Source organism: Streptomyces sp. NPDC104367 (assembly GCF_055583825.1).
The window spans coordinates 211,842-236,882 of sequence record NZ_JBVJND010000009.1 but is presented as its reverse complement, the minus strand read 5'-3'; the positions used below and the strand labels follow the sequence as shown (position 1 = coordinate 236,882).

25 protein-coding genes and 3 tRNA genes are annotated in these 25,041 nt (G+C 71.2%); 15 read left to right on the top strand and 13 right to left on the bottom strand.

What is annotated here, in order from left to right:
* Positions 1-391: 391 nt before the first annotated feature.
* The 3 genes from ACZ619_RS16320 (at position 392) to ACZ619_RS16310 (ending at position 1,555) form a co-directional block, all read left to right on the top strand.
* The gene (locus tag ACZ619_RS16320; RefSeq protein ID WP_469599098.1) at positions 392-919 is read left to right on the top strand and encodes a tRNA adenosine deaminase-associated protein; all 528 of its coding nucleotides are present in this window, start codon (positions 392-394) and stop codon (positions 917-919) included.
* A 56-nt stretch (positions 920-975) separates the two neighbouring features.
* Positions 976-1,407, top strand: a complete 432-nt coding sequence (tadA, locus tag ACZ619_RS16315; protein ID WP_469599097.1) for a tRNA adenosine(34) deaminase TadA — start codon at positions 976-978, stop codon at positions 1,405-1,407.
* A gap of 63 nt (positions 1,408-1,470) precedes the next feature.
* Positions 1,471-1,555: transfer RNA gene (locus ACZ619_RS16310), tRNA-Ser, on the top strand.
* Positions 1,556-1,579: 24 nt separating this feature from the next.
* Here the strand turns inward: ACZ619_RS16310 and ACZ619_RS16305 are convergent.
* A complete protein-coding gene (locus ACZ619_RS16305) occupies positions 1,580-1,801 on the bottom strand; it encodes a PLDc N-terminal domain-containing protein (RefSeq protein WP_469599095.1) in 222 nt (73 codons plus the stop codon).
* A 204-nt stretch (positions 1,802-2,005) separates the two neighbouring features.
* Between ACZ619_RS16305 and ACZ619_RS16300 the strand changes: the two genes are divergently transcribed.
* The 5 genes from ACZ619_RS16300 to ACZ619_RS16280 all read left to right on the top strand — a co-directional run bounded on the left by ACZ619_RS16300 (position 2,006) and on the right by ACZ619_RS16280 (position 5,981).
* Positions 2,006-2,182 carry a hypothetical protein gene (locus ACZ619_RS16300; RefSeq protein WP_469599093.1) on the top strand — a complete coding sequence of 59 codons (177 nt, stop codon included), beginning with the start codon at positions 2,006-2,008 and terminating at the stop codon, positions 2,180-2,182.
* Between the two features lie 23 nt (positions 2,183-2,205).
* Positions 2,206-2,499 (top strand): Dabb family protein, encoded by a 294-nt coding sequence (locus ACZ619_RS16295; RefSeq protein ID WP_469599091.1) that lies wholly within the window; start codon positions 2,206-2,208, stop codon positions 2,497-2,499.
* A gap of 189 nt (positions 2,500-2,688) precedes the next feature.
* Positions 2,689-3,600, top strand: coding sequence for an RNA polymerase sigma factor SigF (locus ACZ619_RS16290; RefSeq protein ID WP_469599090.1), 912 nt, complete (start codon positions 2,689-2,691; stop codon positions 3,598-3,600).
* 332 nt (positions 3,601-3,932) lie between these two features.
* The gene (locus ACZ619_RS16285; protein WP_469599088.1) at positions 3,933-4,859 is read left to right on the top strand and encodes an RNA polymerase sigma factor SigF; all 927 of its coding nucleotides are present in this window, start codon (positions 3,933-3,935) and stop codon (positions 4,857-4,859) included.
* Between the two features lie 573 nt (positions 4,860-5,432).
* Positions 5,433-5,981 (top strand): hypothetical protein, encoded by a 549-nt coding sequence (locus tag ACZ619_RS16280; RefSeq protein ID WP_469599086.1) that lies wholly within the window; start codon positions 5,433-5,435, stop codon positions 5,979-5,981.
* Between the two features lie 391 nt (positions 5,982-6,372).
* Here ACZ619_RS16280 and ACZ619_RS16275 read toward each other — a convergent pair whose 3' ends face one another.
* Entirely contained in the window at positions 6,373-6,573 is a 201-nt protein-coding gene (locus ACZ619_RS16275) for a hypothetical protein (RefSeq protein ID WP_469599084.1), read from the bottom strand.
* Between the two features lie 199 nt (positions 6,574-6,772).
* On the opposite strand from ACZ619_RS16275, the gene ACZ619_RS16270 reads away from it, so the two are divergent.
* The 4 genes from ACZ619_RS16270 (at position 6,773) to ACZ619_RS16255 (ending at position 11,348) form a co-directional block, all read left to right on the top strand.
* A complete protein-coding gene (locus ACZ619_RS16270; protein ID WP_469599082.1) occupies positions 6,773-7,306 on the top strand; it encodes a MarR family winged helix-turn-helix transcriptional regulator in 534 nt (177 codons plus the stop codon).
* 92 nt (positions 7,307-7,398) lie between these two features.
* A complete protein-coding gene (locus ACZ619_RS16265) occupies positions 7,399-9,885 on the top strand; it encodes an MFS transporter (RefSeq protein ID WP_469599080.1) in 2,487 nt (828 codons plus the stop codon).
* A gap of 113 nt (positions 9,886-9,998) precedes the next feature.
* The gene (locus ACZ619_RS16260) at positions 9,999-10,820 is read left to right on the top strand and encodes a YceI family protein (protein ID WP_469599078.1); all 822 of its coding nucleotides are present in this window, start codon (positions 9,999-10,001) and stop codon (positions 10,818-10,820) included.
* A 54-nt stretch (positions 10,821-10,874) separates the two neighbouring features.
* Entirely contained in the window at positions 10,875-11,348 is a 474-nt protein-coding gene (locus ACZ619_RS16255) for a PPOX class F420-dependent oxidoreductase (protein WP_469599076.1), read from the top strand.
* A 15-nt stretch (positions 11,349-11,363) separates the two neighbouring features.
* On the opposite strand, the gene ACZ619_RS16250 is transcribed toward ACZ619_RS16255, so the two are convergent.
* From ACZ619_RS16250 to ACZ619_RS16210, 9 genes are all read right to left on the bottom strand, one after another.
* Entirely contained in the window at positions 11,364-12,098 is a 735-nt protein-coding gene (locus ACZ619_RS16250) for a TetR/AcrR family transcriptional regulator (protein WP_469599231.1), read from the bottom strand.
* A gap of 78 nt (positions 12,099-12,176) precedes the next feature.
* Entirely contained in the window at positions 12,177-13,559 is a 1,383-nt protein-coding gene (locus ACZ619_RS16245; protein ID WP_469599074.1) for an MFS transporter, read from the bottom strand.
* Between the two features lie 108 nt (positions 13,560-13,667).
* Positions 13,668-15,953: an ArnT family glycosyltransferase gene (locus ACZ619_RS16240; RefSeq protein ID WP_469599070.1), complete on the bottom strand. Its 2,286-nt coding sequence runs from the start codon at positions 15,951-15,953 to the stop codon at positions 13,668-13,670.
* A complete protein-coding gene (locus ACZ619_RS16235) occupies positions 15,950-17,446 on the bottom strand; it encodes a bifunctional glycosyltransferase family 2/GtrA family protein (RefSeq protein WP_469599069.1) in 1,497 nt (498 codons plus the stop codon). Before ACZ619_RS16235 ends, ACZ619_RS16240 begins: the two co-directional genes overlap by 4 nt.
* Positions 17,447-17,460: 14 nt before the next feature.
* Positions 17,461-19,083 (bottom strand): ATP-binding protein, encoded by a 1,623-nt coding sequence (locus ACZ619_RS16230; RefSeq protein WP_469599067.1) that lies wholly within the window; start codon positions 19,081-19,083, stop codon positions 17,461-17,463.
* A complete protein-coding gene (locus tag ACZ619_RS16225; protein WP_150134013.1) occupies positions 19,080-19,820 on the bottom strand; it encodes a response regulator transcription factor in 741 nt (246 codons plus the stop codon). Before ACZ619_RS16225 ends, ACZ619_RS16230 begins: the two co-directional genes overlap by 4 nt.
* 279 nt (positions 19,821-20,099) lie before the next feature.
* Positions 20,100-20,975 (bottom strand): DUF2797 domain-containing protein, encoded by an 876-nt coding sequence (locus ACZ619_RS16220; protein ID WP_469599064.1) that lies wholly within the window; start codon positions 20,973-20,975, stop codon positions 20,100-20,102.
* A 130-nt stretch (positions 20,976-21,105) separates the two neighbouring features.
* Positions 21,106-21,489 carry an HGxxPAAW family protein gene (locus tag ACZ619_RS16215; protein ID WP_469599063.1) on the bottom strand — a complete coding sequence of 128 codons (384 nt, stop codon included), beginning with the start codon at positions 21,487-21,489 and terminating at the stop codon, positions 21,106-21,108.
* 181 nt (positions 21,490-21,670) lie between these two features.
* Positions 21,671-22,126 carry a glycosyl hydrolase gene (locus ACZ619_RS16210; RefSeq protein WP_469599061.1) on the bottom strand — a complete coding sequence of 152 codons (456 nt, stop codon included), beginning with the start codon at positions 22,124-22,126 and terminating at the stop codon, positions 21,671-21,673.
* A gap of 199 nt (positions 22,127-22,325) precedes the next feature.
* Between ACZ619_RS16210 and ACZ619_RS16205 the strand changes: the two genes are divergently transcribed.
* Both ACZ619_RS16205 and ACZ619_RS16200 read left to right on the top strand, forming a co-directional pair.
* Entirely contained in the window at positions 22,326-22,532 is a 207-nt protein-coding gene (locus tag ACZ619_RS16205) for an excisionase family DNA-binding protein (protein WP_469599059.1), read from the top strand.
* Positions 22,529-23,755, top strand: coding sequence for a tyrosine-type recombinase/integrase (locus ACZ619_RS16200; RefSeq protein ID WP_469599057.1), 1,227 nt, complete (start codon positions 22,529-22,531; stop codon positions 23,753-23,755). The genes ACZ619_RS16205 and ACZ619_RS16200 overlap by 4 nt, the downstream gene beginning before the upstream one ends.
* A gap of 78 nt (positions 23,756-23,833) precedes the next feature.
* On the opposite strand, the gene ACZ619_RS16195 is transcribed toward ACZ619_RS16200, so the two are convergent.
* Positions 23,834-23,906: transfer RNA gene (locus tag ACZ619_RS16195), tRNA-Arg, on the bottom strand.
* Between the two features lie 179 nt (positions 23,907-24,085).
* A tRNA-Ser gene (locus ACZ619_RS16190) sits at positions 24,086-24,176 on the bottom strand.
* Positions 24,177-24,373: 197 nt separating this feature from the next.
* Between ACZ619_RS16190 and ACZ619_RS16185 the strand changes: the two genes are divergently transcribed.
* On the top strand, positions 24,374-24,820 hold the full coding sequence (locus ACZ619_RS16185; RefSeq protein WP_469599055.1) for an SSI family serine proteinase inhibitor: 447 nt from the start codon (positions 24,374-24,376) through the stop codon (positions 24,818-24,820).
* Positions 24,821-25,041: the final 221 nt, after the last annotated feature.

Sequence of the window (25,041 nt, the reverse complement as noted above, 5' to 3'; positions counted from 1 at the left end):
TCCGCGCACGGCTCGCGCTGGCACCAAACCGCCCGTCCGGGGGAAGGACGACGGTAAGCGTCGTAAAGCCGATCCTTCGGCAAAGATCCACTGCAGGTGACGTGTTGCGGTCCGCGACGGGGAAGTCCGTGCGCGGGCCGCGGGAAAACCCGCGTACGATCCGCTGGTGGCGGCAACGAGTGCGCTGGTGAGTCCGTACCCGGACACATGAACGCCTCTTTGCATACGTGCGATCAAAACTGCCAGACACAGGGAGCCGAAGACGTCCCCTGAACGCCTTGTTTCTGCCACGATTCCGAGTGGGCGGGGCTCGGAGCACAGCTCTCCCCGCCCAGAACCTCCGCCGGGGGGACCCCCAACCGGCACGCCTAAGACCAGTGGGAGAGTCACGGTGTACTTCGCCGCACTGCTCGCGCGCACCGAAGACGGGTGGGAAGCGAGCGACACAGAGCTCGACGATGTGGAGACCCTGTCGGACCTGGCCGACCTGGCCCGGGAATCGGCCTCGGACGCCGACGACACGGTGCTCGTCTTCATCGAGCAGGAAGACGCTTGGTTCGGCGTCGTGCGCGTGGACGGCGAGGAGGACCCCAGGGTCTTCGTCTCCAACGCAGCCGCCGCCGCCCGCAGCTCGTACGGCGAGCTCCTGCTCACCGACGAAATGCTCGGAAGGGAGCCCGACGACGACACCGACGACCTGGACTCCCTCGACCTCGACGGCACCGAGGACGGTGAACCGGAGACGGAGGATGACGACGACCCGGACGGCTCCGCCGTGCCCTCCGGCCCGGTCGGGGACAGCGGGATCCTCGACGACCTGGGTGTGACGGCCAAGGAGCTGCTCTCGCTCGACGACGACGCGCTCGGCGAGATCGCCGACGCCCTGGGCGCCTCCGACGTCCTGGAGACCGTCCGCTGAGCCTCCACGAGGCAGCCGGGTCCCCCGACCCGGTACGCGACCGCTGGCGGGCCGCGATGCGGCTCGCCCTGGACGAGGCCGGCCAGGCCGTGCGGGGCGGCGACGTCCCCGTCGGCGCCGTCGTACTGTCCACGGACGGTACGACGGTCCTCGCGGCCGGCCACAACGAACGCGAGGCGACCGGCGACCCCACCGCGCACGCCGAGGTCCTGGCGCTGCGCCGGGCCGCCGCGCGGCTCGGCGAGTGGCGGCTCACCGGCTGCACGCTCGTGGTCACCCTGGAGCCCTGCACGATGTGCGCGGGCGCCTTGGTGCAGGCCCGGGTGGACCGGGTCGTCTACGGCGCCCGCGACGACAAGGCCGGTGCCGCGGGGTCCCTCTGGGACGTCGTACGGGACCGGCGCCTGAACCACCGCCCCGAGGTCGTCGAGGGCGTCCTGGCCGCGGAGTCCGCCCGTCTGCTCACGGACTTCTTCCGCGCCCGCTGACGGACCGTGGGCCTCCGGATACCGATTTCAGGGCACGGCCTCCCGTGCTGTAGGGTCTCTCTCGGTAGCGTGTCCGAGCGGCCGAAGGAGCTCGCCTCGAAAGCGAGTGTGGCGCAAGTCACCGAGGGTTCAAATCCCTCCGCTACCGCTCTGAGACGAAGGGCTCGGTCTTCTAGGCCGGGCCCTTCGCCGTGTCCCCGGTGACCGGGTGCTTGCCCGCGTAGTTCCAGACCAGGGCGCCGAAGACCGGCGCGTGGAACAGGAACAGCAGCCAGAGCCACTTCGGGACCCAGCGGACCTGCCACGCGGGCGTGCGGACGCAGTCGAGCAGCGCCGCCACGACGAACACGATCAGCAGGGTGACGAGCCCGAAGGCCATCGCCGTCATCAGCATGTGCGCTCTCCCCCTCGACGCCGGCCGCCCCGACGGGCCCCGGCCGGTTCTCCCGGTCTCTCGTCCCCTCATCGGACGGGCCCCCGCGATCGGTTCACGCTTCGGAAAACAATTCCGGCACCCACCGCGCCGTTGGTCATACAAAACGATCGGAGGGTTACACTCGCGCCCGGCAAGCAGGCGTGCGGACAGGGGAGATGCCAGGTGGCGGTGAACGCCAAGAAGATCGCCGTCTACGTGCTCGTGGTCTTCGCGCTGTACGTGATCATCACGGACCCGGCCAAGGCGGCCGACTACGTCCAGATAGGGTTCGAGGGCATATCGGACGCGGCCAAGGCCATCGGCGAGTTCATGACCTGGATCGTGAACGGAGCCAAGTAGCGCACCACCCCCCGGGAGCCCCCATGATCCGCCACCTGGTCCTCTTCAAGCTCAACGACGGCGTCGAGCGCGACGATCCGCGTGCCGTCACCGGCGCCGAGGCCTTCTTCTCGCTCGGCGACAAGATCGCGGAGCTGCGCTTCTGGGAATGCGGCTGGAACATCACCGAACGGCCCATCGCGTACGACTTCGCGATCAACTCGGCGGTCGAGGACCGGGACGCGCTCAAGAGCTACCTGGAGCACCCGGACCACCAGGCGGCCGCCGCGCAGTGGCGGGAGTTCGCCACGTGGGTGATCGCCGACTACGAGTTCTGAGCGGCCCGCCCGTTTCGGATCGAAGCCCCCCGCCGGGAACGGCGGGGGGCTTTCGTTCGTCTTATGCACCAACTTGCCCCAACTCACCCTCAACACGGCGCTATGGGGTGCTTGCACACAGTGCACATGTCTTGTGATGCTATGACCGCTTTTGACGGATGATTGACCGATGAAGAGGTGGCGTTGACCGTGTCGGCCAGTTCTGCGCCGCCCCAGGAAGAGGCGCCCGCCCCAGCCCAGCCTCCCGCCCAGCCCCTGCCCCAGCCGATGACCCAGTCCACACCCCAGCCGATGGCGCAGACCCCGGCCCAGGCGCCCGCTCCCGCGCCGGAGAAGCGGCGGGGCGCCGACACCCGGGCGCTGACCCAGGTGCTCTTCGGACAGCTCAAGGAGCTCAAGCCGGGCACGCCGGAGCACAACCGGGTGCGCGCGGCGCTCATCGAGGCGAACCTCCCGCTCGTGCGCTACGCCGCCGCCCGCTTCCGCTCCCGCAACGAGCCGATGGAGGACGTCGTCCAGGTCGGCACCATCGGCCTGATCAACGCCATCGACCGCTTCGACCCGGACCGGGGCGTGCAGTTCCCGACCTTCGCGATGCCGACCGTCGTCGGCGAGATCAAGCGCTACTTCCGGGACAACGTCCGCACCGTGCACGTCCCGCGCCGGCTGCACGAGCTGTGGGTGCAGGTGAACAGCGCGACCGAGGACCTGACCACCGCCTTCGGCCGCTCCCCCTCCACCGCCGAGATCGCCGAGCGGCTGCGCATCAGCGAGGACGAGGTGCTCTCCTGCATCGAGGCCGGCCGGTCGTACCACGCGACCTCCCTGGAGGCCGCTCAGGAGGGCGACGGGCTGCCCGGCCTGCTGGACCGCATCGGCTACGAGGACCCGGCCCTGGACGGCGTGGAACACCGCGACCTGGTCCGCCACCTCCTCGTCCAACTCCCGGAGCGCGAACAGCGGATCCTGCTCCTGCGCTACTACAGCAACCTCACCCAGTCGCAGATCAGCGCCGAGCTCGGCGTCTCCCAGATGCACGTCTCGCGCCTGCTGGCCCGCAGCTTCCAGCGCCTGCGCTCCGCGAACCGCATCGAGGCCTAGCCCCCGGGCCCCGGGGACCGTTACCGGCCCGAGACCCGCCCGGGGCGGCTCCGTACGGCCATAACCGCGCACAGGATCGAGCCATCACCGGCGCGAGCGAATCGCTCACCAGCGCACTTCCCGACAGTTGGGCGTCGAAAAAGCGTCAGACCCCTTGCATCCAGGGCGGATTCACATCTCTCATGTCGACATGTCACTACAGCGTGTTGCCGACATGTGACATTCTTCCGGAAGCGCGTTTGCCGGGGCCCAGGCTCCGGTATTCAGGTGAAGGCGCCGTTCCTCGACGGGGAGGGGCAGCCGCGACCGTCCCGCGACCCAAAGGGGGTGGCATGTCCGCAGTCCAGGGCAGCTCGAAGGTGCTCACGCCCACGAAAAGCGAGGCAGCGCCCAAGGAGCTCGACGCCATCGACGTGCTCGACAGCATCGATGGCGCCATCGACGGCGCCCCGGCGCTGGAGGCCCCGCCGGCCCAGGAGCTTCCGGCCGTCTCGGAGAACCTCGACACCCGCACCCTGTCCCGCTCCCTGTTCCTGCGCCTTGCCGCACTCGAAGAGGACAGCCCCGAGCGTGCCTACGTCCGGGACACCCTGATCGAACTCAACCTCCCCCTCGTGCGCTACGCGGCGGCCCGCTTCCGCAGCCGCAACGAGCCGATGGAGGACATCGTCCAGGTCGGCACCATCGGCCTGATCAAGGCGATCGACCGCTTCGACTGCGAACGCGGCGTGGAGTTCCCGACGTTCGCGATGCCGACGGTCGTCGGTGAGATCAAGCGGTTCTTCCGCGACACGTCGTGGTCGGTCCGCGTCCCGCGCCGCCTCCAGGAGCTGCGGCTGGCCCTCACCAAGGCCAGTGACGAGCTCTCCCAGAAGCTGGACCGCTCCCCGACGGTGCCGGAGCTGGCCGCCGTCCTCGGCGTCTCCGAGGAGGACGTCGTCGACGGCCTCGCGGTCGGCAACGCCTACACCGCCTCCTCCCTCGACTCCCCGGCCCCCGAGGACGACGGCGGAGAGGGCTCCCTGGCGGACCGCCTCGGCTACGAGGACACGGCCCTGGAGGGTGTGGAGTACCGCGAGTCCCTCAAGCCGCTGCTCGCCAAGCTCCCGCCCCGCGAGCGCCGGATCATCATGCTCCGCTTCTTCGCGAACATGACCCAGTCCCAGATCGGCGAGGAGGTCGGCATCTCCCAGATGCACGTCTCCCGTCTGCTGACCCGGACCCTGGCCCAGCTCCGCGAGGGCCTGATCTCGGACTGACCCTTCCTTACTGACGGAGCGTCAGCCACACTGGCGCGATGCTTCTCCGGAGGACACCGAGCGGCCGCCACCCGGCACCACCGGCGGCCGCTCCGCCCCGTCCGCGCAGAGCCCCCGTCGACCACGGCGACACCACGCCGCCGGCGCCGACGGCCGGTCCGGCGAGACCCCGGCCCGCACCGGCCCTCGGCCCGGCCGCCCCGACGGCGACACCGGAACCGGCCCCGCCCCACCGGAACATCACGACAGCCGGGCCGGCCCGCCCGCGCACGGCACCCGAGCCCCGCCCCGGCACCTCACCGACGGCACCGGCACCCACCCCGGCCCGCCCGAGCGCGGCGTCGAGTGGCCGGCGGGTCCGCCGGGTGCCGGCGACCGGGTCGGGGTCGGGATCCGGTGTGCCGTGGACGGTGGTGGGGGGTCGGCGGGGTGCGCTGGTCGCCTCGTCGGCTGTGGTCGCGTGCCTGGCCTCGGCTCTGACGGCCTGTGCGGGCGGGGGCGGGAAACGGCTATACGGCGGTGGGGGCGGTGCCGGGCGGGACCGGACGGGGGTCCACGGGACCCACGGGCTCGGTGACACTGGTGCCGCTCGACGGAGCGGGGCGCGCGGCGACGGGTGGAACGGCCTCCGCGGGCGGTGGGGCGGCCACCGAAGGCGGCGACGCGGCCTCGACGGGTGGCGACGCGGCCGGCAACCCGGCCCCTTCGTCCGGCACTTCGGCTTCGCCCGCCCCGTCCTCGTCCCGGCGTGACGGCGGGCAGCCGCCGGCGTCCGGTTCCGCGGTCCCGAACTCACCGCAGCCGTCCGCCGCTTCGCCCGCCGCGCTCACCTGGAGCACCCCCACCCGCAAGGCCACCGACAAGCGCTGGTGCGAGAAGGTGACCGTCGCGTTCCACAACTCGGGCGGTACGGCGGCGCGTTCCGGGAAGATCACGCTCGGCACGCACATCATCGGCCTGCTCGGCATCGACTGGGCCACGATCCGCTCGACCGAGACCCTGCCGACCCCGATCGCGGCCGGCTCCGACAGGAACGGCACCTGGACGGTCTGCGTGGACGACTGGCGCGTCCCGCTGGGCATGCACGTCGAGACCCGGGTCGAGACCGTCGACTGGAGCTAGGCCGAGGGCGAGGGCGAGCACCGCAGCAGTCGTCGCCGTGGCCGGGTGGTAGCGGGCGTTGTCGTCGATCGGCACGGCGAGTGCGGGCGGGCCGCCGTCCCCCGTGCTCACCCGGTCGGTCGGTCGGCCGCCGCCCGACCTGGGCGGGCGGGCCGGCGAGGGGCCGTGGGAGGGAGCCGTGGGAGGCGGCGCCCACGGGCAGCGTCGTCAGCAGCGAGGTGAAGGGTGCGACCGCGCCCCGGGCGTCGGCCATCGCCGTCACCGGGGACACCGGCGCGGGCAGGGTGCCCGGGAGGCCCGCCGAGGCGCGCGCGCCTCAACCGGCCCACGGGCACGACGAGAGCCCGGGGCGGATCACCCCGGGTTCCTCGCCGTACCGCCCGGCGTTCTCCTACTTGAGTGCCAGCCAGGCCACCGCCGCGACCACGATCACCGCGGCGACGACGCCGAGGATCAGGCCGATGCGGGGGCCGCCGCCGGAGGCCGCGGGGGTCTGCTGGGGGGTCTGCGGGTCCTCGTCGACGAACGCGCGGAACATCTGGGTGCTGCCGGCGGGGTCGTAGTTGCCCTGGGGGCCCTGGGTGTTAGCCATGGCCCGAGACACTAGCGAATCCGGAGGTGGGGCCCAAGTGGGGGGCCACCGGCGGGGGGAACCGTCCCCACCTGCGTGTTTACGTTCGCAATACTTGCCTTTGCCAAGTTTTTGTCCCCTACCTCGCCAATTTATTTGCCTGTGGCAACCAAGCAGTTCTATGGTTGCCCCAAGCAACGAATACGGTCGAGGAGGTGTGATGGCGGAGCAGGCGCAGTTCGAGGAGCTGGCGCGTCAGCTCAGCGCCGTCGGAGCCGTGAAACGGGATCTCGCGCGGATACTGCCGCACGACTGCCCGGGCGGTTCCGCGGCCGTGCTGACGCTGCTCGGCCGCCACGGCTCCATGCGCATGAGCAAGCTCGCCGAGCTGCTCGCCGTGGACATGTCCGTGACCAGCCGGCACGTGGCGCACGTCGCCGAGCGCGGCTGGATCGAGCGGTCCCCCGACCCCGCGGACAAGCGGTCCCGCATCCTGCGCCTCACCCCCGCCGGCGAGGAGACCCTCGTGGAGCTCTCCCGGCGCAGTACGGCGCTGCTCACCGAGCGGCTGGGCGACTGGAGCGACGAGGAGGTCGACCAGCTGATCCGGCTGATGACCCGGCTCCGGGCCAGCTTCGGCGACTGCCGGGCGACGGCCCCCCACCCCCCGCTCACCGCCACCCCGGCGGCCCGGGCCCCCGCTCCCGTACTCGAACCCCCCGTACTCGAACCGACCACCCGTACACCCGCATAAGACGCAAGAGAAGGAAGTCCATGGCAACGACCACACCAGCCGGTGTGCGGGCTCACGCCAAGCACGGGGGAGGCTCCGAGGAGCACGCCCCCATGACGCACCGGCAGATCATGGAGGCGCTGTCCGGCCTGCTGCTGGGCCTGTTCGCCGCCATCCTGTCGTCCACCATCGTCACCAACGCGCTGCCGACGATCATCAAGGACCTCGGCGGCGGCCAGTCCGCGTACACCTGGGTCGTGACGGCGGCGCTGCTCGCCATGACCGCCTCGGTACCGCTGTGGGGCAAGCTCTCCGACCTGGTCAGCAAGAAGGCCCTGGTCCAGATATCCCTGGTCATCTACGTCATCGGCTCGGTCATCGCCGGCCTGGCGCAGAACCCCGCGATGCTCATCAGCGCCCGTGTGGTGCAGGGCCTCGGCGCCGGCGGTCTGTCCGCCCTGGTCCAGGTGATCATGGCCGCGATGATCTCCCCGCGGGAGCGCGGCCGTTACTCCGGCTACACCGGCGCGACGTTCGCGGTCGCGACCGTCGGCGGTCCGCTGCTCGGCGGTGTCATCACCGACACCAGCTGGCTCGGCTGGCGCTACTGCCTGTTCGTCGGTATCCCCTTCGCGCTGATCGCGCTGTTCGTACTGCAGAAGACGCTGCACCTGCCGGTCGCCAAGCGGAAGGTCAAGGTCGACTGGACCGGCGCCTTCTTCATCACCGCGGCCGCCTCGCTGCTGCTGCTCTGGGTCACCTTCGCGGACGACAAGTACGACTGGCTGTCCTGGCAGACCGCCGTGATGGTCGGCGGCACCGTGGTCCTCACGCTGCTGTTCGTCTTCACCGAGACCCGCGCCACCGAACCGATCATCCCGCTGCGCCTGTTCCGCAACCGCACGATCACCCTGGCCTCCGCGGCCTCGCTCTTCGTCGGCGTCGGCATGTACTCGGGCACGGTCTTCTTCTCGCAGTACTTCCAGCTGGCCCGGGACAAGTCCCCGACGATGTCGGGTGTCATGACGATCCCGATGATCGGCGGTCTGTTCGTCGCGTCCATGGTCTCCGGCCGCTTCATCACCAGCACCGGCCGCTGGAAGGGCTGGCTGGTCGCCGGTGCCGTCTCGCTGACCGCGGGCCTCGGCCTGCTCGGCCTGATGCGCTACGACACCCCGTACTGGGAGCTGTCCATCTACATGGCGCTGCTCGGGATCGGCGTCGGCATGATGATGCAGAACCTGGTCCTGTCCACCCAGAACCAGGTCGCCCCGAAGGACCTGGGCGCCGCCTCCTCCACGGTGAGCTTCTTCCGCTCGCTCGGCGGCGCGGTCGGCGTCGGGGTGCTCGGCTCGGTGATGTCCACCCGGATCACCCACTACGCCAAGGACACCATCACCTCCCTGGACCTCAAGTCCCAGGCGGCCGCGGCCAAGGCGGTCGGCGGCAGCGCCCTGCCCGACATGGACGCGCTGCCCCTGAAGGTGCGCACCTGGCTGGAGGGCGCCTACGGCCACGGCATCGCGGACGTCTTCCTGTACGCGGCCCCGTTCGCCCTGGTCGCGCTGATCCTCTGCCTGTTCATCAAGGAGGTCCCGCTGCGCACGTCCGGCGCCCTCGCCCAGGCCGCGCAGGGGGAGGCCGCGGAGAACGCCCCCGCCGCGGCGGCCCCCACCGCCGTCGCCGCCGAGGTCCCCTCCGACACCTTCGCCGAGGAGCGGCAGGTCCCCGGCTGGGCCGCCCCGGTGGTGAACAGCGCCCCGGAGACCGGCGCCGAGGCCACCCGGCAGCTCACCGCCGTCGCCACCGTCGCCGTACCGGAGCAGTCCACGGGCCCCGGCGGCACCCCGGTGCACGGTTTCGTGCGCGGCGCCGAGAGCGCCCCGGTCGCGCAGGCCGCGGTCACCCTGATCTCGCTCTCCGGCCGCCAGCTGGGCCGCTCGGTCGCGGGCTTCGACGGCGCGTACCGGCTGGACGCGCCCGGCGCGGGCTCGTACGTCCTGATCGCCTCCGCCGACGGCTACCAGCCGCAGGCCTCCACCGTCGTGGTCGGCGAGGACGCACTGCCGTACGACATCCTGCTCAGCGGCACCAGCGGGCTGAGCGGTGTGGTCCGGGGCGCGGGCAGCGCGCTGCCGGTCAAGGACGCGATGGTGATCGTCACCGATGTGCGCGGCGACCTGCTGGCCACCGCGGCCACCGGTGAGCAGGGCCAGTTCGTCTTCGGCGAGCTGGTGCCCGGTGTGGTGACCGTCGCGGTGAACGCGGCCGGCTACCGGCCCCGCGCCCTGCCCGTCGAGATCGGCATCACCGGGGTCACCCGGATCGAGGTCGACCTGGACGCCGGCGCCCAGCTCCAGGGGGTCGTCCGGGCCCCGCACGGCCCGCTGGCCGACGCCCGCGTCACCCTCGTGGACGCGGCCGGCAACGTGGTCGGCACGGCCACCACCGGCGTGGACGGCGCGTACGCCTTCGCCGACCTGGACGGCGGCGACTACACCGTGATCGCGACGGGCTACCCGCCGGTCGCCACGGCCCTGACCGTGGCCGGCGCGGGTGTCGACGGCCACGACATCGAACTCTCCCACCCCGGCGAGTAGTTCGTACTCCGGCCCGTGGCGGGCGCGCCCACGAGGAGGCGCCCGCCACGGGCCGGTCCGCTGGGCCGATCTGTAATTTTTCGAGCGTCTGAGTGTTCGCAGGGAGAAACGGGATGGGACTGACCGCGAGGATCCGCACCCGGGACGGATGGGCCGTGTCGCACGCGGTCGTCACGGTGACCGACATGACCGGCAGCCAGGTGCTGCGCGCCGAGGCCGACGACGAGGGCACGGTACGGGACCCGAATCCGATGGCACCGGGGGCGTACACCGTCATCGTCACGGCCGTGGGCTACGCGCCCGCCGCCTCCAGCGCCATCGTCACCGCGAGCGGCCGCGCCGAGGTAGGCACGGTCACGCTGGCGCGGCAGGGCGGTACGGAGCTGCCGCCGCCCGGACCGTGGACGGTGGACCCGGCGCACTCGACGGTCGGCGCGGTCGCCCAGCACCTGGGCATCTCCAGCGTGCGCGGCCGCTTCACCGACTTCGGCGCCTCGATCGAGATCGCCCCGGACGACGTCGCCAAGTCCCGTGTCCGGGCGGTCGTCCGGGCCGCCTCCATCGACACGGGCAACGCCGTGCGCGACACCCATCTGCGTTCGGCCGACTTCCTGGACGTCGACCGGCACCCCGAGATCGTCTACACCTCGACCGGCCTGACGGTGGCCGGCTCCGACCGCTGGACCGTGCACGGCGAGCTCTCGATGCGCGGTGTCGTGCGCCCCGTCGACCTCGCGCTGTCCTACCTCGGCACCGGCGCCGACCCGTGGGGCGGCACGCGGGCCGCGTTCCGCGCGACGACCGAACTGCACCGCGAGGACTTCGCGATGAACTACAACCAGGTCGTCCAGGCGGGCATCGCCGCGATCGGCACGACCCTCAGGATCGAGCTGGAGGTCCAGGCGGTGCAGGGGGAGTCGCTGCCGCAGGCCTGAACATGGGCACGGCAGGGACAGGACGACCGGGCTCCCCGGCCCTAGGCTGGCGCCATGGCACCGAACATCGCGACGAACACGTCCGTCTCCCTCGACGAGCTGCTGGACTTCGTACGGCCCCGGCACCGGGCGATCCTGCTCACCCGCCGCACCGACGGGAGCCCGCAGGGGTCGCCGCTGACCTGCGGGGTCGACGACTCCGGGCGGATCGTGGCCTCCACCTACCCCGAGCGGGCCAAGACGCGGAACGCGAAGCGGGACGAGCGGGTGAGCGTGATCGTCCTGAGCGACGACTGGAACGGGCCGTGGGTGCAGATCGACGGGCGTGCGGAGGTGATCGACTCCCCGGAGTCGGTGGAGCCGCTGGTGGAGTACTTCCGGAACATCTCCGGGGAGCATCCGGACTGGGACGAGTACCGGGCGGCGATGGTGAAGCAGGGCAAGTCGATCATCCGGGTGACCCCGGAGCGGTGGGGGCCGGTCGCCACCGGCGGTTTCCCGGCACGGCTGGCCGCACCGGACGCCTAGCGGTCCCCGTGCCCCTCAGGGGCGCCGCACCTTGGCCTCGATGCCCGCGATCAGCAGGTCCAGCGCGAACGTGAAGTCCCTGTCGAGCATCTCGGCGACGGTGTCGCCGCCGCGGGCCGCCATGAGGTCCCTGGACTCGTTGACGACCTCGGCCGTCCCCGGGACCTCGGTCACGGCGTCCATGGCGGTGCTGAGGTACTCGTCGGGGGTCATGCCGGCCGCCGCCACCCGCTCGGCGAAGTGGCCCTCGATCGTGCCGTAGCCGTAGACGAACTGGAAGACGGCCGAGATCGCGCCGGTCACGCCGTGCGCGGGCAGGCCGGCGCGGCGGACCACCTGCTGGACCACCCGGGAGAAGGCGAGCGAGTGGGGGCCGATGTTGAGGTAGCGGCCGGCCAGGGGGGAGAGCCAGGGGTGGCGGACCAGGAGCGCGCGGTACTCCGTGGCCAGCGCGCGCAGTTGCTCGCGCCAGTCGCTCCCGTCGGCCGCGTCCGGCAGGCGCAGTTCGCCGAAGGCCGCGTCGAGAGCGAGTTCGAGCAGGTCGTCCTTGGTGTCGACGTACCAGTACACGGACATCGCGGTCACGTTGAGCTCGGCCGCCAGCCGCCGCATGGAGAACTTGCCGAGCCCGTCGGAGTCGAGCAGCCGGACGGTGGCGGTGGTGATGCGGGCCCGGTCGAGGCCGGAGGGCTGACCCGTACGCCCCGCCTTGCGGTCCCGCTCCTCCAGCCACACACTGGCCCGCACCATCGCGCCCTCCTCCGCCAAGACGATCACTTCCCAAGATGCCAGGACCGCACCCGCCGAGGAACATGTACCCCCTCCCCGTCAGGCGACATTCTTCTCCGCCCGTCTGAGCAGCCCCGCCGCCACGAACCCCCCGGCCGCCACCGCGGCCGCCCCCACCAGCTGTCCGGCCCCCAGCCCCGCCGACAACGACGTGCCGGAAGCCACCCAGGAGCTCAGCACCGCCCCCAGCACGGCCACGCCCAGCCCGTTGCCGAACTCGGCCAGCGTCCCGTTGATCCCGGCCCCGACGCCCGCCTTCTCCGGAGGGATCGCGCTCATGATGGCGTGCGCCATGGCCGGGTTGGCGATCGCGCACCCCGCGCCGATCAGCAGCAGCCCGAGCAGTGTGCCGCCGTAGCCGCCGGAGTCGGACACCGCGATCGACACCAGGCCGAGGGACATCAGCAGCATCCCCGCGGCTATCGCCACCGGTGTGCCGAGCCGCACCGCCCACTTCGCGGACAGGCCGGTGAAGTTGAGGGCGACGACCGTCAGCGCGAGCGGTGCCGTGCGCAGGCCGGCCTCCAGCGGGCCGTAGCCGAGGACGAGCTGGAGGTGCTGGGTGAGGAGGAACAGCGCGCCGCCCATGCCGAAGGTGATGAGGACCGCGCCGGCGACGGCGCCCGTGAAGCGGCGGTCCCTGAAGAAGTGGGGGTCGAGCATCGGGAAGGGGACGCGCAGTTCCCAGTACGCGAAGAGCGACAGGGCCACGACGGCCACCGCGGCCGTGGCCGGCACCCGTCCGGACGTCCAGCCGTGCTCGGGGCCGGAGATGATCGCGAAGACCAGCGCGGCCATGCCGATCGTGGAGAGCAGCGCGCCGAGCAGGTCGGGGCGGTCGCCCTGGGGGTTCTTCGACTCGGGGACGAGCACGACGACGGCGGCCAGGGCGAGCGCCGCGACCGGGAGGTTGACCAGGAAGATCGCGCCCCACCAGAAGTGGTCGAGCACGAACCCGCCGATCAGCGGACCGGCGGCGAAGCCCAGCGCGTTGACGGCGCTCCAGATGCCGATGGCCTTGGGGTGCTCGTCGGGGGTGAAGATCTGCATGGCCACGGCGAGGGTGGTGGTGAGCAGGAGCGCGCCGCCCACGCCCATGCCGGCCCGGGCCGCGACCAGTTGGCCGGTGGAGTCCGCCAGTCCGGCGGCCAGTGAGCCCGCGCCGAACAGGGCCAGGCCCGTGATGAGCATCTTCTTGCGGCCGTAGCGGTCGGCCGCGCTGCCCGCCGTCAGGAGCAGACCGGACTGGACGAGCGAGTACGCGTTGATCATCCACTGGATGCCGGCGGTCGTCGCGTGCAGTTCCCGGGTGAGGGAGGGGATGGCCACGTTCAGGACGGTGTTGTCGAGCAGCACGGTGAGCTGCGCGAGGCAGATGACACCGAGGATCAGCCAGCGCTGGGGGTGGCCCTGAGAAGTCATGCCGTACACCGTAGAACAGCTCTTGTACGGCGTACAACGCGATTCCTCCCCGTACGCCGAAGGGCGGTGGCCGAGGCCACCGCCCTTCGTCCGCCGGTCAGTCGGCCGTCAGCTGCCGCTCGCCTTCTGCGTCAGGTCGTAGAAGGTGGACGAACCCACCGTCACCTTCTTGAAGTTCTTCTCGACCCACGAGGTGATCTGCGAGGACGTGCCCGTGCTGCTGCCGCCCATGCCGCCGCCGGTGCCGGAGGAGATGAAGTAGTGGATCTTTCCGTCCGCCACGTACTTCTTGAACTGGGCCAGCGTCGGGGACGGGTCGGTGCCGTTGAAGCCGCCGATCGCCATCACCGGGTCGCCGGTGGAGAGCTGGTAGCTCGCCGCGTTCTGGGCACCGATGGCCGCGGCGACCCAGGTGTACTCGGACGAGTTCTTCTCCAGCAGCTTCTTGGCCTCGGAGCTGACGGTCGCGCCGTTCAGCAGGCCGCCGACGCCACCGCCGCCGCCCATGCCGCCGAAGCCCTCGCTCATCTGGCCGCCGCCGGGGAAGCCCTGGCCGTTCTGGGTGCTGCCGTTGCCGTTCTGGGTGCTGCCGTTGCCGTTCTGCTGGCCCTGGCCCTGGCTCTGCCCGTTCTGGCCCGGCATACCGCCGCCGAAGCCGCCGGTGCCGCCCGTGCCGCCGCCCGGGAAGCCCTGCTGGCCGTTCTGGGAGTTGGTGCCGCCGTTGCCGTTCTGCTGGTTCTGGCCGAAGCCGCCACCGCCGCCCGTGCCGCCGGGCATACCGCCACCGCCACCGCCGCCGCCCATGCCGCCCATGCCGCCGCCGGACGGACCGGCCGTGACGATGGAGCCGGTGTGCCCCGTCTGGAGCGTGCTCAGGGTGTACGCCGTCGGGCCGGCCAGCGCCGCGACCAGGCCCACCGCCGCCGCCCCGAGGGCGAGCCGACGGCTGATCCGGCCCGCGAAGATCAGGCCGAGCGCGGCGGCCAGACCGCCGATCAGGACCAGGTACTTCAGCCAGGGCAGGTAGTCCGAGGTGCGGTTGAGCAGGACGTAGCCCCAGACCGCGCCGGCGACCACGGAGGCGGCGAGGGTGATCGACGCCCACATCTCGGTGCGCTGCTTCCACAGCTGGTCGGCGCCCATGCCGATCACGGCGGCCAGGTAGGGGGCCAGGGCGACCGTGTAGTACTGGTGGAAGATGCCCGCCATGTAGCTGAAGACGATCATGGTGATCAGCAGCGAGCCGCCCCACACCAGGAACGAGGCGCGGGTGACCGACGTGCGCCTCAGCTTGCGGGTGGCCACCAGACCGGCGGCCAGGAGGATCAGCGCGGAGGGCAGCAGCCAGGAGATCTGGCCGCCGATCTCGGAGTTGAACATCCGGTCCCAGCCGGTCTCGCCCCACTGGCCGGTGCTGCCGCCACCGCCGCCACCGCCGCCGACGCTGCCGGTCTCGTCGCCGCTGAGGCGGCCGAAGCCGTTGTAGCCGAAGGTCAGCTCCAGGAAGCTGTTGTTCTGCGAGCCGCCGATGTACGGGCGGGAGGACGCCGGCCACAGCTCGACGATCGCGACCCACCAGCCGCCGGACACGATCAGCGCGCCGGTGGCGACCGCCAGCTGCCCGAACCGCTTCTTCACCGACACCGGCGCGCAGACCGCGTACACGATCGCGAGCGGCGGCAGGATCAGGAAGGCCTGGAGGGTCTTGGCGAGGAACGCGAAACCGATCGCGACACCGGCCCACACCAGCCACTTCGTCCGGCCGTCCTCGACCGCGCGGACCACCGCGTAGCAGGCCACCGCCATCAGCAGCGCCAGCATCGCGTCCGGGTTGTTGAACCGGAACATCAGCGCGGCGACCGGAGTGAGCGCGAGCACACCGCCCGCGATCAGACCGGCGGCGGGGCTGAACCGGCGCCGCACACCCGCGTACACGACGGCGACCGTCGCGACGCCCATGAGGACCTCGGGGGCGAGGATGGCCCACGAGTTGAGGCCGAAGACCCGGACGAACAGCTCCATCGGCCACAGCGAGGCCGGGGGCTTGTCGACGGTGATCGCGTTGCCGGCGTCCAGCGAGCCGAAGAAGAAGGCCTTCCAGGACTTGCTGCCCGCCTGCACGGCCGCCGAGTAGAAGGAGTTGGCGTAGCCGGAGGAGCTCAGGTTGTACATGTACAGCAGGAAGGTGGCGGCCAGCAGGCCGAGGAAGGCCGGGCGCGCCCAGCTCGGGTCCTCGGGGCGGCCGCGCCACAGTCTGCGGACGAACGGCTGCTTCGGTTCACCCGTGCCCGCCTCCGGTGCCGGCGCGTCCGGCACGTCCGGCGCCTGCTGCGCCGACGGCGGTTCCGTGGGGGGCGGCCCCCACGGGGTCGGATGGTCGGTGTGGGTGGTCATCGGGGGTCCCCCGGGTCGCTGTCGTGGGGGCGCACCGGCTGCAACTGCATGGTGCTGTCCCTCCAGGTGCCGTCCGCGGCTTCACCGGCGCGGAACTGGGTCGTGGTGCCGCTCTGCGCGTACGGCTCGTGCGCCGGGCGCTGCGGGAGCGGGCCCTGCGGCTGGTACGGCTGCGGCTGGTACCCGCCGGTCGAGTAGGTGGGGGACGACGGGTTGTGCTGGGCGACCACCGTCGACCGCTGCCGGTCGTTGCCCTCGCGGTCCGGGAAGACCCAGGCGCGGAAGAGCAGGAAGCGCAGCACGGTCGCCGCGAGGTTGGCCGCGATCAGCACCGCCAGCTCGGTGGAGTGCGAGGGTTCGCTGCTCGCCGCGTTCAGGGCGGCGAGGGAGCCACTGGTCAGCGCGAGGCCGATACCGAAGACGACCAGGCCCTGCGCCTGGTGCCGGACCGCCCCGCCCCGGCCGCGCACCCCGAAGGTCAGGCGCCGGTTGGCCGCGGTGTTCGCCACCGCCGACACCAGCAGCGCGAGCGCGTTGGCGATCTGCGAGCCGGAGAAGGAGCGGAAGGCGCTGTAGAGGAGCAGGTAGAAGAGGGTCGACAGACCGCCGACCACGCAGAACCCGACGAGCTGGCGGGCCAGGCCCTTGGGCACGTCCTGGACGTCACGGTCGCGCGGGTCGTCGCCGAACGGGCGGGTGAGCCGGTCCAGCGGCAGCGCGCCGGTGGCCAGGGCCTTGCCGACCCGCCACACGCCCTTGAGGTCGTCGGTGGCGGTCTTCACGATGTGCACGGTCGAGTCGGGGTCGTCGACCCAGTCGACGGGCACCTCGTGGATGCGCAGCCCCGCGCGCTCGGCGACCACCAGCATCTCGGTGTCGAAGAACCAGCCGGTGTCCTCGACCAGCGGCAGCAGCACCTGCGCGACATCGCGCCGGATCGCCTTGAAGCCGCACTGGGCGTCGGAGAAGCGGGCCTGGAGCGAGCCGCGCAGGATCAGGTTGTACGTACGGCTGATGAACTCCCGCTTGGCACCGCGCACCACGCGCGACGAACGGGACAGCCGGGAACCGATCGCCAGGTCGGAGTGGCCGGAGATGAGCGGCGCCACCAGCGGCAGCAGCGCGTTCAGGTCGGTCGACAGATCCACGTCCATGTACGCGAGGATCGGCGCGTCCGAGGCGGACCAGACGGTCCGCAGCGCCCGGCCGCGGCCCTTCTGCTCCAGCCGGAACGACGTGACCTCGGCCAGCTCCGCCTCGAGCTTCTGCGCCACCTGGGGGGTGGTGTCCGTGGACGCGTTGTCCGCGACGGTGATGCGGAACGCGTACGGGAAGGTGCGCTTGAGGTGGTCATGCAGTCTGAGGACGCATGGGCCGAGGTCCTTCTCCTCGTTGTAGACGGGGATCACTACGTCCAGGACAGGCGTACCGGCGTTACCGGCCGGGAGGTGCTCCCGCGCCGGCAGAGTGCCGGGAGAAGAGTCGGTTCGCATGGCATCGACTCTCGTCAAGCGCCCTGTTGTGCCCATGTGGTGGCACTGTGCTGTGCCTGTGAGTGCGATTGCCAGTTGGTTTCGGGATCCGGCTGGGGAGCCGCCGGGGCAAGCGCGGGCAGATAGAGGGTGAACACCGTACGGCCCGGAACACTGTCCACGGTGACCGCGCCGCCGTGCGCGGAGGCGACGGCCTGCACGATGGCGAGGCCCAGGCCGGTGGAGCCGGTGGCCCGCGACCGCGCGGAGTCGCCTCGCGCGAACCGCTCGAAGACGTGCGGCAGCAGGTCCTGCGGGATGCCCTGGCCGTTGTCCTCGACGTCCACGCACATCCACGGGCCGCGCCGCTGGATGCGGGCGGTGACAGTGGTGCCGGCCGGCGTGTGCTTGCGCGCGTTGCCGAGCAGGTTGATCAGCACCTGCTGGATGCGGGCCGCGTCGGCGGCGACCAGCGCCGGCTCGTCGGGCAGGTCGAGCCGCCAGTTGTGGTCCATGCCGGCCGCGCGGGTGTCGCTGATCGTGTCGACGACGAGCGGGATGAGGTCGGTGTGCTCGAACTGGAGCGGACGGCCGGCGTCGAGCCGGGCCAGCAGCAGCAGGTCCTCCACCAGGAGGGTCATCCGCCCGGCCTCGGACTCGATACGGCCGAGCGCGTGCCGGGTGTCGGGGCCGACCTGCTCCCGGCCGCGCCGGGTCAGCTCGGCGTAGCCGCGGATGGAGGCGAGCGGGGTGCGCAGCTCGTGGCTCGCGTCGGCGACGAACTGCCGTACCCGCATCTCGCTCTGCTGGCGGGCGTGCAGCGCGCCGTGCACGTGGTTGAGCATGCGGTTGAGCGCGGAGCCGACCTGGCCGACCTCGGTGTGCGGGTCGCACTCGGACTCCGGGACCCGCTCGCTGAGGTTCACCTCGCCGGTGTGCAGCGGGAGTTCGGAGACCCGGGTGGCGGTGTTGGCGACCTTGCGCAGCGGCCGGGTGGCCACGCCGACGATGACGGTGCCGGCGAGGGTGGCGGCGATCAGACCGGAGACGGTGAGGCTGATCTCGACCAGGATCAGGGTGCCGATGGTGCCGTCGACGTCGGAGGTGGGGATGCCGACGTAGTAGGTGCCGGTGTTGCCCTTGACGTACTGGACCTGGTAGTTGCCGAGGCCGGGCAGGGCGACCGTGTGCGGCTGGTCGTCCTGGGCGACCGCGCCGAGCACCTTGATCTGGGCCTCGGTGAGGTTCCCGGCCTTCATCTGCGTGTAGCCGGCGGAGTCGTCCTTGTTGCCGACCTTGCCGCTGGTGATCGACCCGTTCTCTACCTGCGCCGCGAGCGTCTTGGGCGGGTTCGGGCCCTGGCTGACGAACTTGCCGAGATCGGTCGGCTCGGACAGCCCCAGCGTCTTGCTGCCCAGGACGTTGCCCTTGCCGTCGGGTCCTCCGGCGGGTCCGCCGGAGGCGCGCGCGGCGACCTCCCGCAGGTTGCTGTTCAGCTGCCCGTACAGGTGGTCCCGCAGGACCAGGGTGGTGACTGCTCCGATCACCGTGCAGACCACGGCGATCAGGGTCACGGACACGACGACGAGCCGGGTCCGCAGCGTGCGCGGCTTTCCCGCCCGTCGCTTCTGCGGACGCGGCCGTCGTCGTCCGCTCATGACGCGGCGGGCTTGATCAGGTAACCGGCCCCACGCCGGGTGTGGATCATCGGCTCGCGTCCGGCGTCTATCTTCCGGCGCAGGTAGGAGATGTAGAGCTCGACCACGTTGGCCTGGCCGCCGAAGTCGTAGGACCAGACGCGGTCCAGGATCTGGGCCTTGCTGAGCACGCGCCGCGGGTTGCGCATCAGGAAGCGCAGCAGCTCGAACTCGGTGGCGGTGAGGTGGATGGACTCACCGGCCCGCGAGACCTCGTGGCTGTCCTCGTCCAGGGTGAGGTCGCCGACGACGAGCACGGAGTCGGAGCGGCGGTCGGCGGCGCCGGAGCGCCGGATGAGACCCCGCAGCCGGGCCACGACCTCTTCGAGGCTGAAGGGTTTGGTGACGTAGTCGTCGCCGCCGGCGGTGAGACCGGCGATCCGGTCCTCGACCGCGTCCTTGGCCGTCAGGAAGAGCACCGGAACGTCGGGCAGCTCGCGCCGCAGGCGCCCCAGCACGGTGAGGCCGTCCATGTCGGGCAGCATCATGTCGAGGACGACGGCGTCGGGACGGAACTCCCGGGCGGTCTGGATGGCGCCCTGGCCGTCGCCCGCGCTCCTGATCTGCCAGCCCTCGTAACGGAGGGCCATGGACAGGAGTTCGGTGATCGACAGCTCGTCGTCCACCACAAGCACTCGGACGGGGCTCCCGTCCGGCCTCAGCAGTTCGGTGCGCCCCTGGGGCGAGGTCGTGGTCATGGTGGACACCATGTCCGGGTCCTCTGAGAGCACGCTTTCACTAATCTGTGATTTCCCTAAGAAACACACAGGTGCCTCTCAGGGAACGCCTGGGAATCCCACCACGTGCGCACGAACTCGTGAGCCGGCTCGCGCCGGGCTGTGTGGATCATGTCCGCGCCGCGTCCGCCCGGGGCCGTCGATGAAGCGCGGATGAAGCGCGGATCAGCTAGTAATGAGCTTCTGTGCAGGCGCTGTTGAGAGGGTACCCAGCCGCGCGAGCAGGCATGGCCCGGCACTTCAGAAGAGCCCATCCTGAGGCACGGCGAACTCCCTGAGCGGAAAGCCCACTTGACCGGCACCCCCACCCCCGACGGCAGCCAACTCCCACCCGGACAGCAAACGCGTGTCCAGGACGACGACCCCGCGCCCGGTCGCCAGATGAAGATCGGGACCGGCGGCCGCGAGCAGCTCACCGCTCACCGCGCCGCCCGGGACCAGCCCTGTCACCTCGCCCACGGCGGCCGGCAGCCCGGCCAGCCCGAACACCCCGGCATGGTCGACGGGTCGGCAGGGCTCCGGCACGAGCGCCTCGGGCCACCCGCCGAGCGTCAGCGCCCGCGCGTGCAACTCCTCCACCTCCGCGGCCCGCCCGGCCGGTGTCTCCGGCAGCACGGCGCGTACGACGCGCTTGTCGGCGTACGGGATCCGGTCCGGCACCCCGAGCGCGGCCCGCAGCAGCTCCTCGGTCCGCCGCGCCGCCATCAACGGCCCGGCGCCCAGCCAGCTGAAGCAGACCGCCCCCTGCTCCAGCAGCCGCGCCGGCCCCCGCTCTACGCCGGTGATCCCCACCTTGACCATTCCGGGCCCGAACCACGCCAGATAGACGTGGTACGGCCGGGGGTCGTCGGCGAGGGTGTCGGCGGCGACCGAGTGCGCCCGGTCCAGCCGCGCGCACTCCTCGCACCGCGCGCCGGTGCTCCGCCCCGACACCGGCGCCCGCACCGGGCAGGCGTTCCCCCGCGCCCCCACGCACTCCCGCCCGCCCCCTTCGGCGACCGCGAAGGCCACCCGCTTCCCCCGGACGAGCGGACTGCGCCGCCCACCGCTCCACAGCAGCACCGGCCCGTCGTCCGACCACCGCAGCCCCGAACACTTCCACGTCACCTGTGCCATCACCGACGAGGGTAGAGGCAGCCACTGACAGTGGCCCCGACTGTCCCGACGACGCCGACGGCAGCGGACGACGGCCGCACCGGACCCTCCACCCGGCAACCGGCCCTCGGCTCAATGGCCGGTCCTACGCTCAGCGGTCGGCCTCCCGGACCACGGCCGGCTCCGTCTCTCCCCCGGCCTCTCCCCCGGCGCCGAACGGCCGCAGCGCGGACGCCCCGCCGCGCCCGCGTCCCGCCAGCCGGCATCCCACACAGCCGGTGTGGCCGGCGCGGGCCGTGCCGTCCCTGGCCCCCAGGGCCCACTGCGCGCGCGGCCGCGAACCCGGCGGCTTGCCCCAGCCGGCGAGGTGCAGGACCCAGGTGACCAGGACGCTCGCGGCACACACCGCGAGCCCTCCGGCCAGGGCCGCGGCCGAGACCGCGCAGATGCCGAACCCCAGCAGACCGCTTCCGACGGTCGCGATCACGGTCCCGGTCCAACCCGCGACCGTGTGGCCTTCGTCGTGCTGACTCACGTACCCGACTCCCTCGCGTAGGCAGCGGAACCACACATATCTCTCACGCGCTGAGGGAATCTGTCGAGGGAATCCGGGAGCCTTCGAGGAATCGGGAACTCGACTGCACCTGAGCTGTCCGAGATCACCGACGCCCTCTCGGCGAAGGACCGTCCGGTACCGACGGTCCGGTACCGACGGTCTAGTACCAACGGGTGCAGACGATCTCCACGCGGTTCCCGGCCTTGCCGCACGCACGCATCACGTACCCGGCGTCATTGCGGGCGGCTGTGTACGCCTCGCGGCGGCCTCCCGGGATTCTGGTCACGTCCAGCTGTTTCCACGTCTGTCCCCTGTTGGCCGACCAGTCGACCCAGACCGCATCGCCGGGTGAGCCGTTGGAGATGTGACCCCAGGCACACCGGGTGCCGCTGTGATAGCGCAGTTCGATCTTCCGCCACCAGACCCCGGCGGTGGCGACCACCGACGTGTAGCGAGGGTCCCACCGGTTCGGATTGCTGCCCGCGGGACACGCCCACCAGTCGGCCGCAGCGGCGGCCGGCGTGGCGGCTCCGACCGGCCCGGCGATCGCCCCGCTCAGCATCAACGCCCAGGCCAGGCCGGCCGCTTTACCGCGATACCGACGCACAAGTGACATTGCCTTCCCCCTCCCGCCTTACCCATCCGAAAGGGATGGAAGTAGTCAGGATCGCTGCCGCAGGAGCCACTGTCACCCGCCAGGAACAGGCGCACGGAAGTGCGATCAGCAGCCCGCACAAGGGCACGCGCCCTGCCGCGCGGCCGGGATTCGTGCTTCGGAGGTCACCGCCTGCCGCCACGACGAACAGACCGCCCAAGTGAGCACAGTGATCACCCAGCGGAGGTGGCACACGACGGCCGAAGTCGCCGAAATGCTCGGCTTCGGCCTCTCCAAGACAAAGGCGCTCGTCCTGAGCGGTGAGATCCGGTCGGTCAAGGTCGGACGCAACCGCAGGATCCTCCCCGCCTGGGTCGACGAGTACGTGAACCGCATCGCGACCGACGCCGAGGAGTGGGCGGCATGAGCGGCAAGCGCGCCAACGGGGAAGGCTCGATCTACCCGTACAAGAACGGCTTCGCGGCCTACGTCTGGGTGACCACCCCGGAGGGCGACCGCAAGCGGAAATACGTCTACGGCAAGAGCCGCGAAGAGACACACGAGAAGTGGATCAAGCTGCACGGTGAGGCCTCCAAGGGCCCCGTTCAGACCCGTCACCGCACGGTCGCCGTGTTCCTCGCGTACTGGCTTGAGTCCATCGTGAAACCCAACCTGGCGCCGCTTTCGTACGTCTCGTACGAGGGTTCCGTACGCCTCTACATCGCCCCGCACCTGGGCGCGAAGCGACTGGACAAGCTGACCGTCCGGGACGTGCGCGAGTGGCTGACCAAGCTGGCCGGCATCTGCCAGTGCTGCGCCCAGGGCAAGGATGCCAAGCGGGCCACGTCGCGCCGGCGGTGCTGCGCCGTGGGCGAGTGCTGCGAGTCGTACCCGTCCCGGCGGGTCGTCCAGGCCGCGCGTGATGCCCTGCGGGCAGCGCTGACCCACGCCGTGACCGAGGAGGAGATCAGCAAGAACGTGGCCTCCCTGGTGAAGGTCCCCAAGCCTCGCCGACGCCGGATCAAGCCCCGGTCCGTGGTGGAGGCGGGCGGATTCCTCGCGGACGCGCTCCGCCGGGAGGATCCGTTGTTCGCGGCCTGGGTCCTGGTGCCCTGCCTCGGGCTGCGCCGCGGGGAAGTCCTCGGCCTCACCTGGAAGTCGATCGACTTCGAGACCGGTGAGCTGTACGTGGACCACCAGATCCAGCGGGCGGGCCGTCAGATCCTCCACCGTGAGACCAAGACGGAGGAGTCCGACGACTTCCTTCCACTCCCGGCGTTCTGCCTCAAGGCCCTGCGGATGCGCCGTGCTCAGCAGCTCGGAGACCGGAAGGCGGCCGGGGAGCTCTGGCAGGACACCCGCGGCCTGGTCTTCACCACGAAGTACGGAACGCCGATCGAGCCGGGGAACCTCACCCGCATGTTCGCCCTGCGGGCCCGCCGCGCCGGCCTCCGGGCAATCCCGCTCCGGAACACCCGCCACACATGCAGCTCACTCCTGGTGGCGCTCAAAGTCCATCCGAAGATCGCTCAACGAATCCTCCGCCACTCGCAGATCGCCATGACGATGGAGGTCTACGCGGAAGCGAGTGAGGAGGAGGTGCGCGCGGCTCTCGGACAGCTGTCCGCGGCCATGGACGGCACCGCCTGACGGCTGTTGCTGTACTTCGCTGCTGTACGCCCCCGAAACGCAAGAGACCCCGGATCTCTCCGGGGCCTCTCACCTATGTGCACTCGGCAGGATTCGAACCTGCAACCTTCTGATCCGTAGTCAGATGCTCTATCCGTTAAGCTACGAGTGCTTGTTTTTAGTTTCTGCCTTCGATCCTTGCCCTTCCGGGCCGCTCTCGGCGACAGGAAGAACATTACATGACTGCCGCCGTCATGTGAAATCCGTTAGGCACACCCCTTGTGAGCTGCGAAAACGCCCGGAAGCACCGAAGCCCCGGTCCAGGTGGACCGGGGCTTCGGTGATCAGGTGCGGAGGCGGAGGGATTTGAACCCTCGATGGGCTTTAAGGCCCAAACCGCATTAGCAGTGCGGCGCCATAGACCGGACTAGGCGACGCCTCCAGCACAGCCGCCCGCGTGAGCGCGAGTGGTGCGTGCAGATGATGACACAGTCGAGCGTGCTGTCACCAATCGGCTCCCACGGTACTAGGCAGCCGGGCCGCAGGGCAAAGGTCTTCCCGTCGGCGCGGGCGGGGCTCGACATCCGGGCGCAACGTCCCGAGGCGCAACGTCCCGGCGGGCGGCGCGTTGGGCTGGGCATGACGCACTTCGCCGCGCGCGGCGCCCTTGGGGCCGTCGCCGCCACTCTCGGGTCCCTCGGATCCCTCGCCGCTCTTTCCGTCCCACCCGCCTCCGCCGCCTCTGCCGCCCCTGCCGGGGGCGACCATCTCTCGGTCACCGTCCGGCACGCGGGGGCCGGGCGGGACGGGACGTACGAGCTGTCCTGTCATCCCGGAGCCGGCAGTCACCCGGACGTGGACGGGGCCTGCCAGCTCCTCGACGAGAACACGCAATGGGGCCGGGACACCTTCGCCCCGGTCGCCCCCGGCACCGCCTGCACCATGCTCTACGGCGGCCCCGCCACCGCCCATGTCACCGGCACCTGGGCCGGCCGCCCGGTCGACGCGACGTACGACCGCAGCGACGGCTGCGAGATCGGCCGCTGGAACCGGATGGTCCCCCTTCTGCCCGACCTGGGTCCATAAAATGCGGTACCGCCCGGCTCACACAGCGGGCACAGCCGTCGCACCGGGGAAGCCCCGGCACCGTAAAAGTCCCGCGAAGGTACGGCGGAGACGAGACCTGTCGGTCACATGTTCGTCGTCACTTCGTCGTGCGACCTCCCTCTCATCCGGCGCCGCTAGCGGGACCGGTGGCTTTAGACTCCCTCGCGTGACACGTCGCGGGCAGGTTGGCAAGATGGCCC

Coding starts and splice junctions, on each gene's coding strand:
- tadA (WP_469599097.1), top strand. CDS start 976: ATGCGGCTCGCCCTGGACGAGGCCGGCCAGGCCGTGCGGGGCGGCGAC.
- ACZ619_RS16305 (WP_469599095.1), bottom strand. CDS start 1,801: ATGCTGATGACGGCGATGGCCTTCGGGCTCGTCACCCTGCTGATCGTG.
- ACZ619_RS16295 (WP_469599091.1), top strand. CDS start 2,206: ATGATCCGCCACCTGGTCCTCTTCAAGCTCAACGACGGCGTCGAGCGC.
- ACZ619_RS16285 (WP_469599088.1), top strand. CDS start 3,933: ATGTCCGCAGTCCAGGGCAGCTCGAAGGTGCTCACGCCCACGAAAAGC.
- ACZ619_RS16275 (WP_469599084.1), bottom strand. CDS start 6,573: ATGGCTAACACCCAGGGCCCCCAGGGCAACTACGACCCCGCCGGCAGC.
- ACZ619_RS16270 (WP_469599082.1), top strand. CDS start 6,773: ATGGCGGAGCAGGCGCAGTTCGAGGAGCTGGCGCGTCAGCTCAGCGCC.
- ACZ619_RS16265 (WP_469599080.1), top strand. CDS start 7,399: ATGACGCACCGGCAGATCATGGAGGCGCTGTCCGGCCTGCTGCTGGGC.
- ACZ619_RS16260 (WP_469599078.1), top strand. CDS start 9,999: ATGGGACTGACCGCGAGGATCCGCACCCGGGACGGATGGGCCGTGTCG.
- ACZ619_RS16255 (WP_469599076.1), top strand. CDS start 10,875: ATGGCACCGAACATCGCGACGAACACGTCCGTCTCCCTCGACGAGCTG.
- ACZ619_RS16250 (WP_469599231.1), bottom strand. CDS start 12,098: ATGGTGCGGGCCAGTGTGTGGCTGGAGGAGCGGGACCGCAAGGCGGGG.
- ACZ619_RS16245 (WP_469599074.1), bottom strand. CDS start 13,559: ATGACTTCTCAGGGCCACCCCCAGCGCTGGCTGATCCTCGGTGTCATC.
- ACZ619_RS16240 (WP_469599070.1), bottom strand. CDS start 15,953: ATGACCACCCACACCGACCATCCGACCCCGTGGGGGCCGCCCCCCACG.
- ACZ619_RS16235 (WP_469599069.1), bottom strand. CDS start 17,446: ATGCGAACCGACTCTTCTCCCGGCACTCTGCCGGCGCGGGAGCACCTC.
- ACZ619_RS16230 (WP_469599067.1), bottom strand. CDS start 19,083: ATGAGCGGACGACGACGGCCGCGTCCGCAGAAGCGACGGGCGGGAAAG.
- ACZ619_RS16225 (WP_150134013.1), bottom strand. CDS start 19,820: ATGACCACGACCTCGCCCCAGGGGCGCACCGAACTGCTGAGGCCGGAC.
- ACZ619_RS16220 (WP_469599064.1), bottom strand. CDS start 20,975: ATGGCACAGGTGACGTGGAAGTGTTCGGGGCTGCGGTGGTCGGACGAC.
- ACZ619_RS16210 (WP_469599061.1), bottom strand. CDS start 22,126: ATGTCACTTGTGCGTCGGTATCGCGGTAAAGCGGCCGGCCTGGCCTGG.
- ACZ619_RS16200 (WP_469599057.1), top strand. CDS start 22,529: ATGAGCGGCAAGCGCGCCAACGGGGAAGGCTCGATCTACCCGTACAAG.
- ACZ619_RS16185 (WP_469599055.1), top strand. CDS start 24,374: ATGACGCACTTCGCCGCGCGCGGCGCCCTTGGGGCCGTCGCCGCCACT.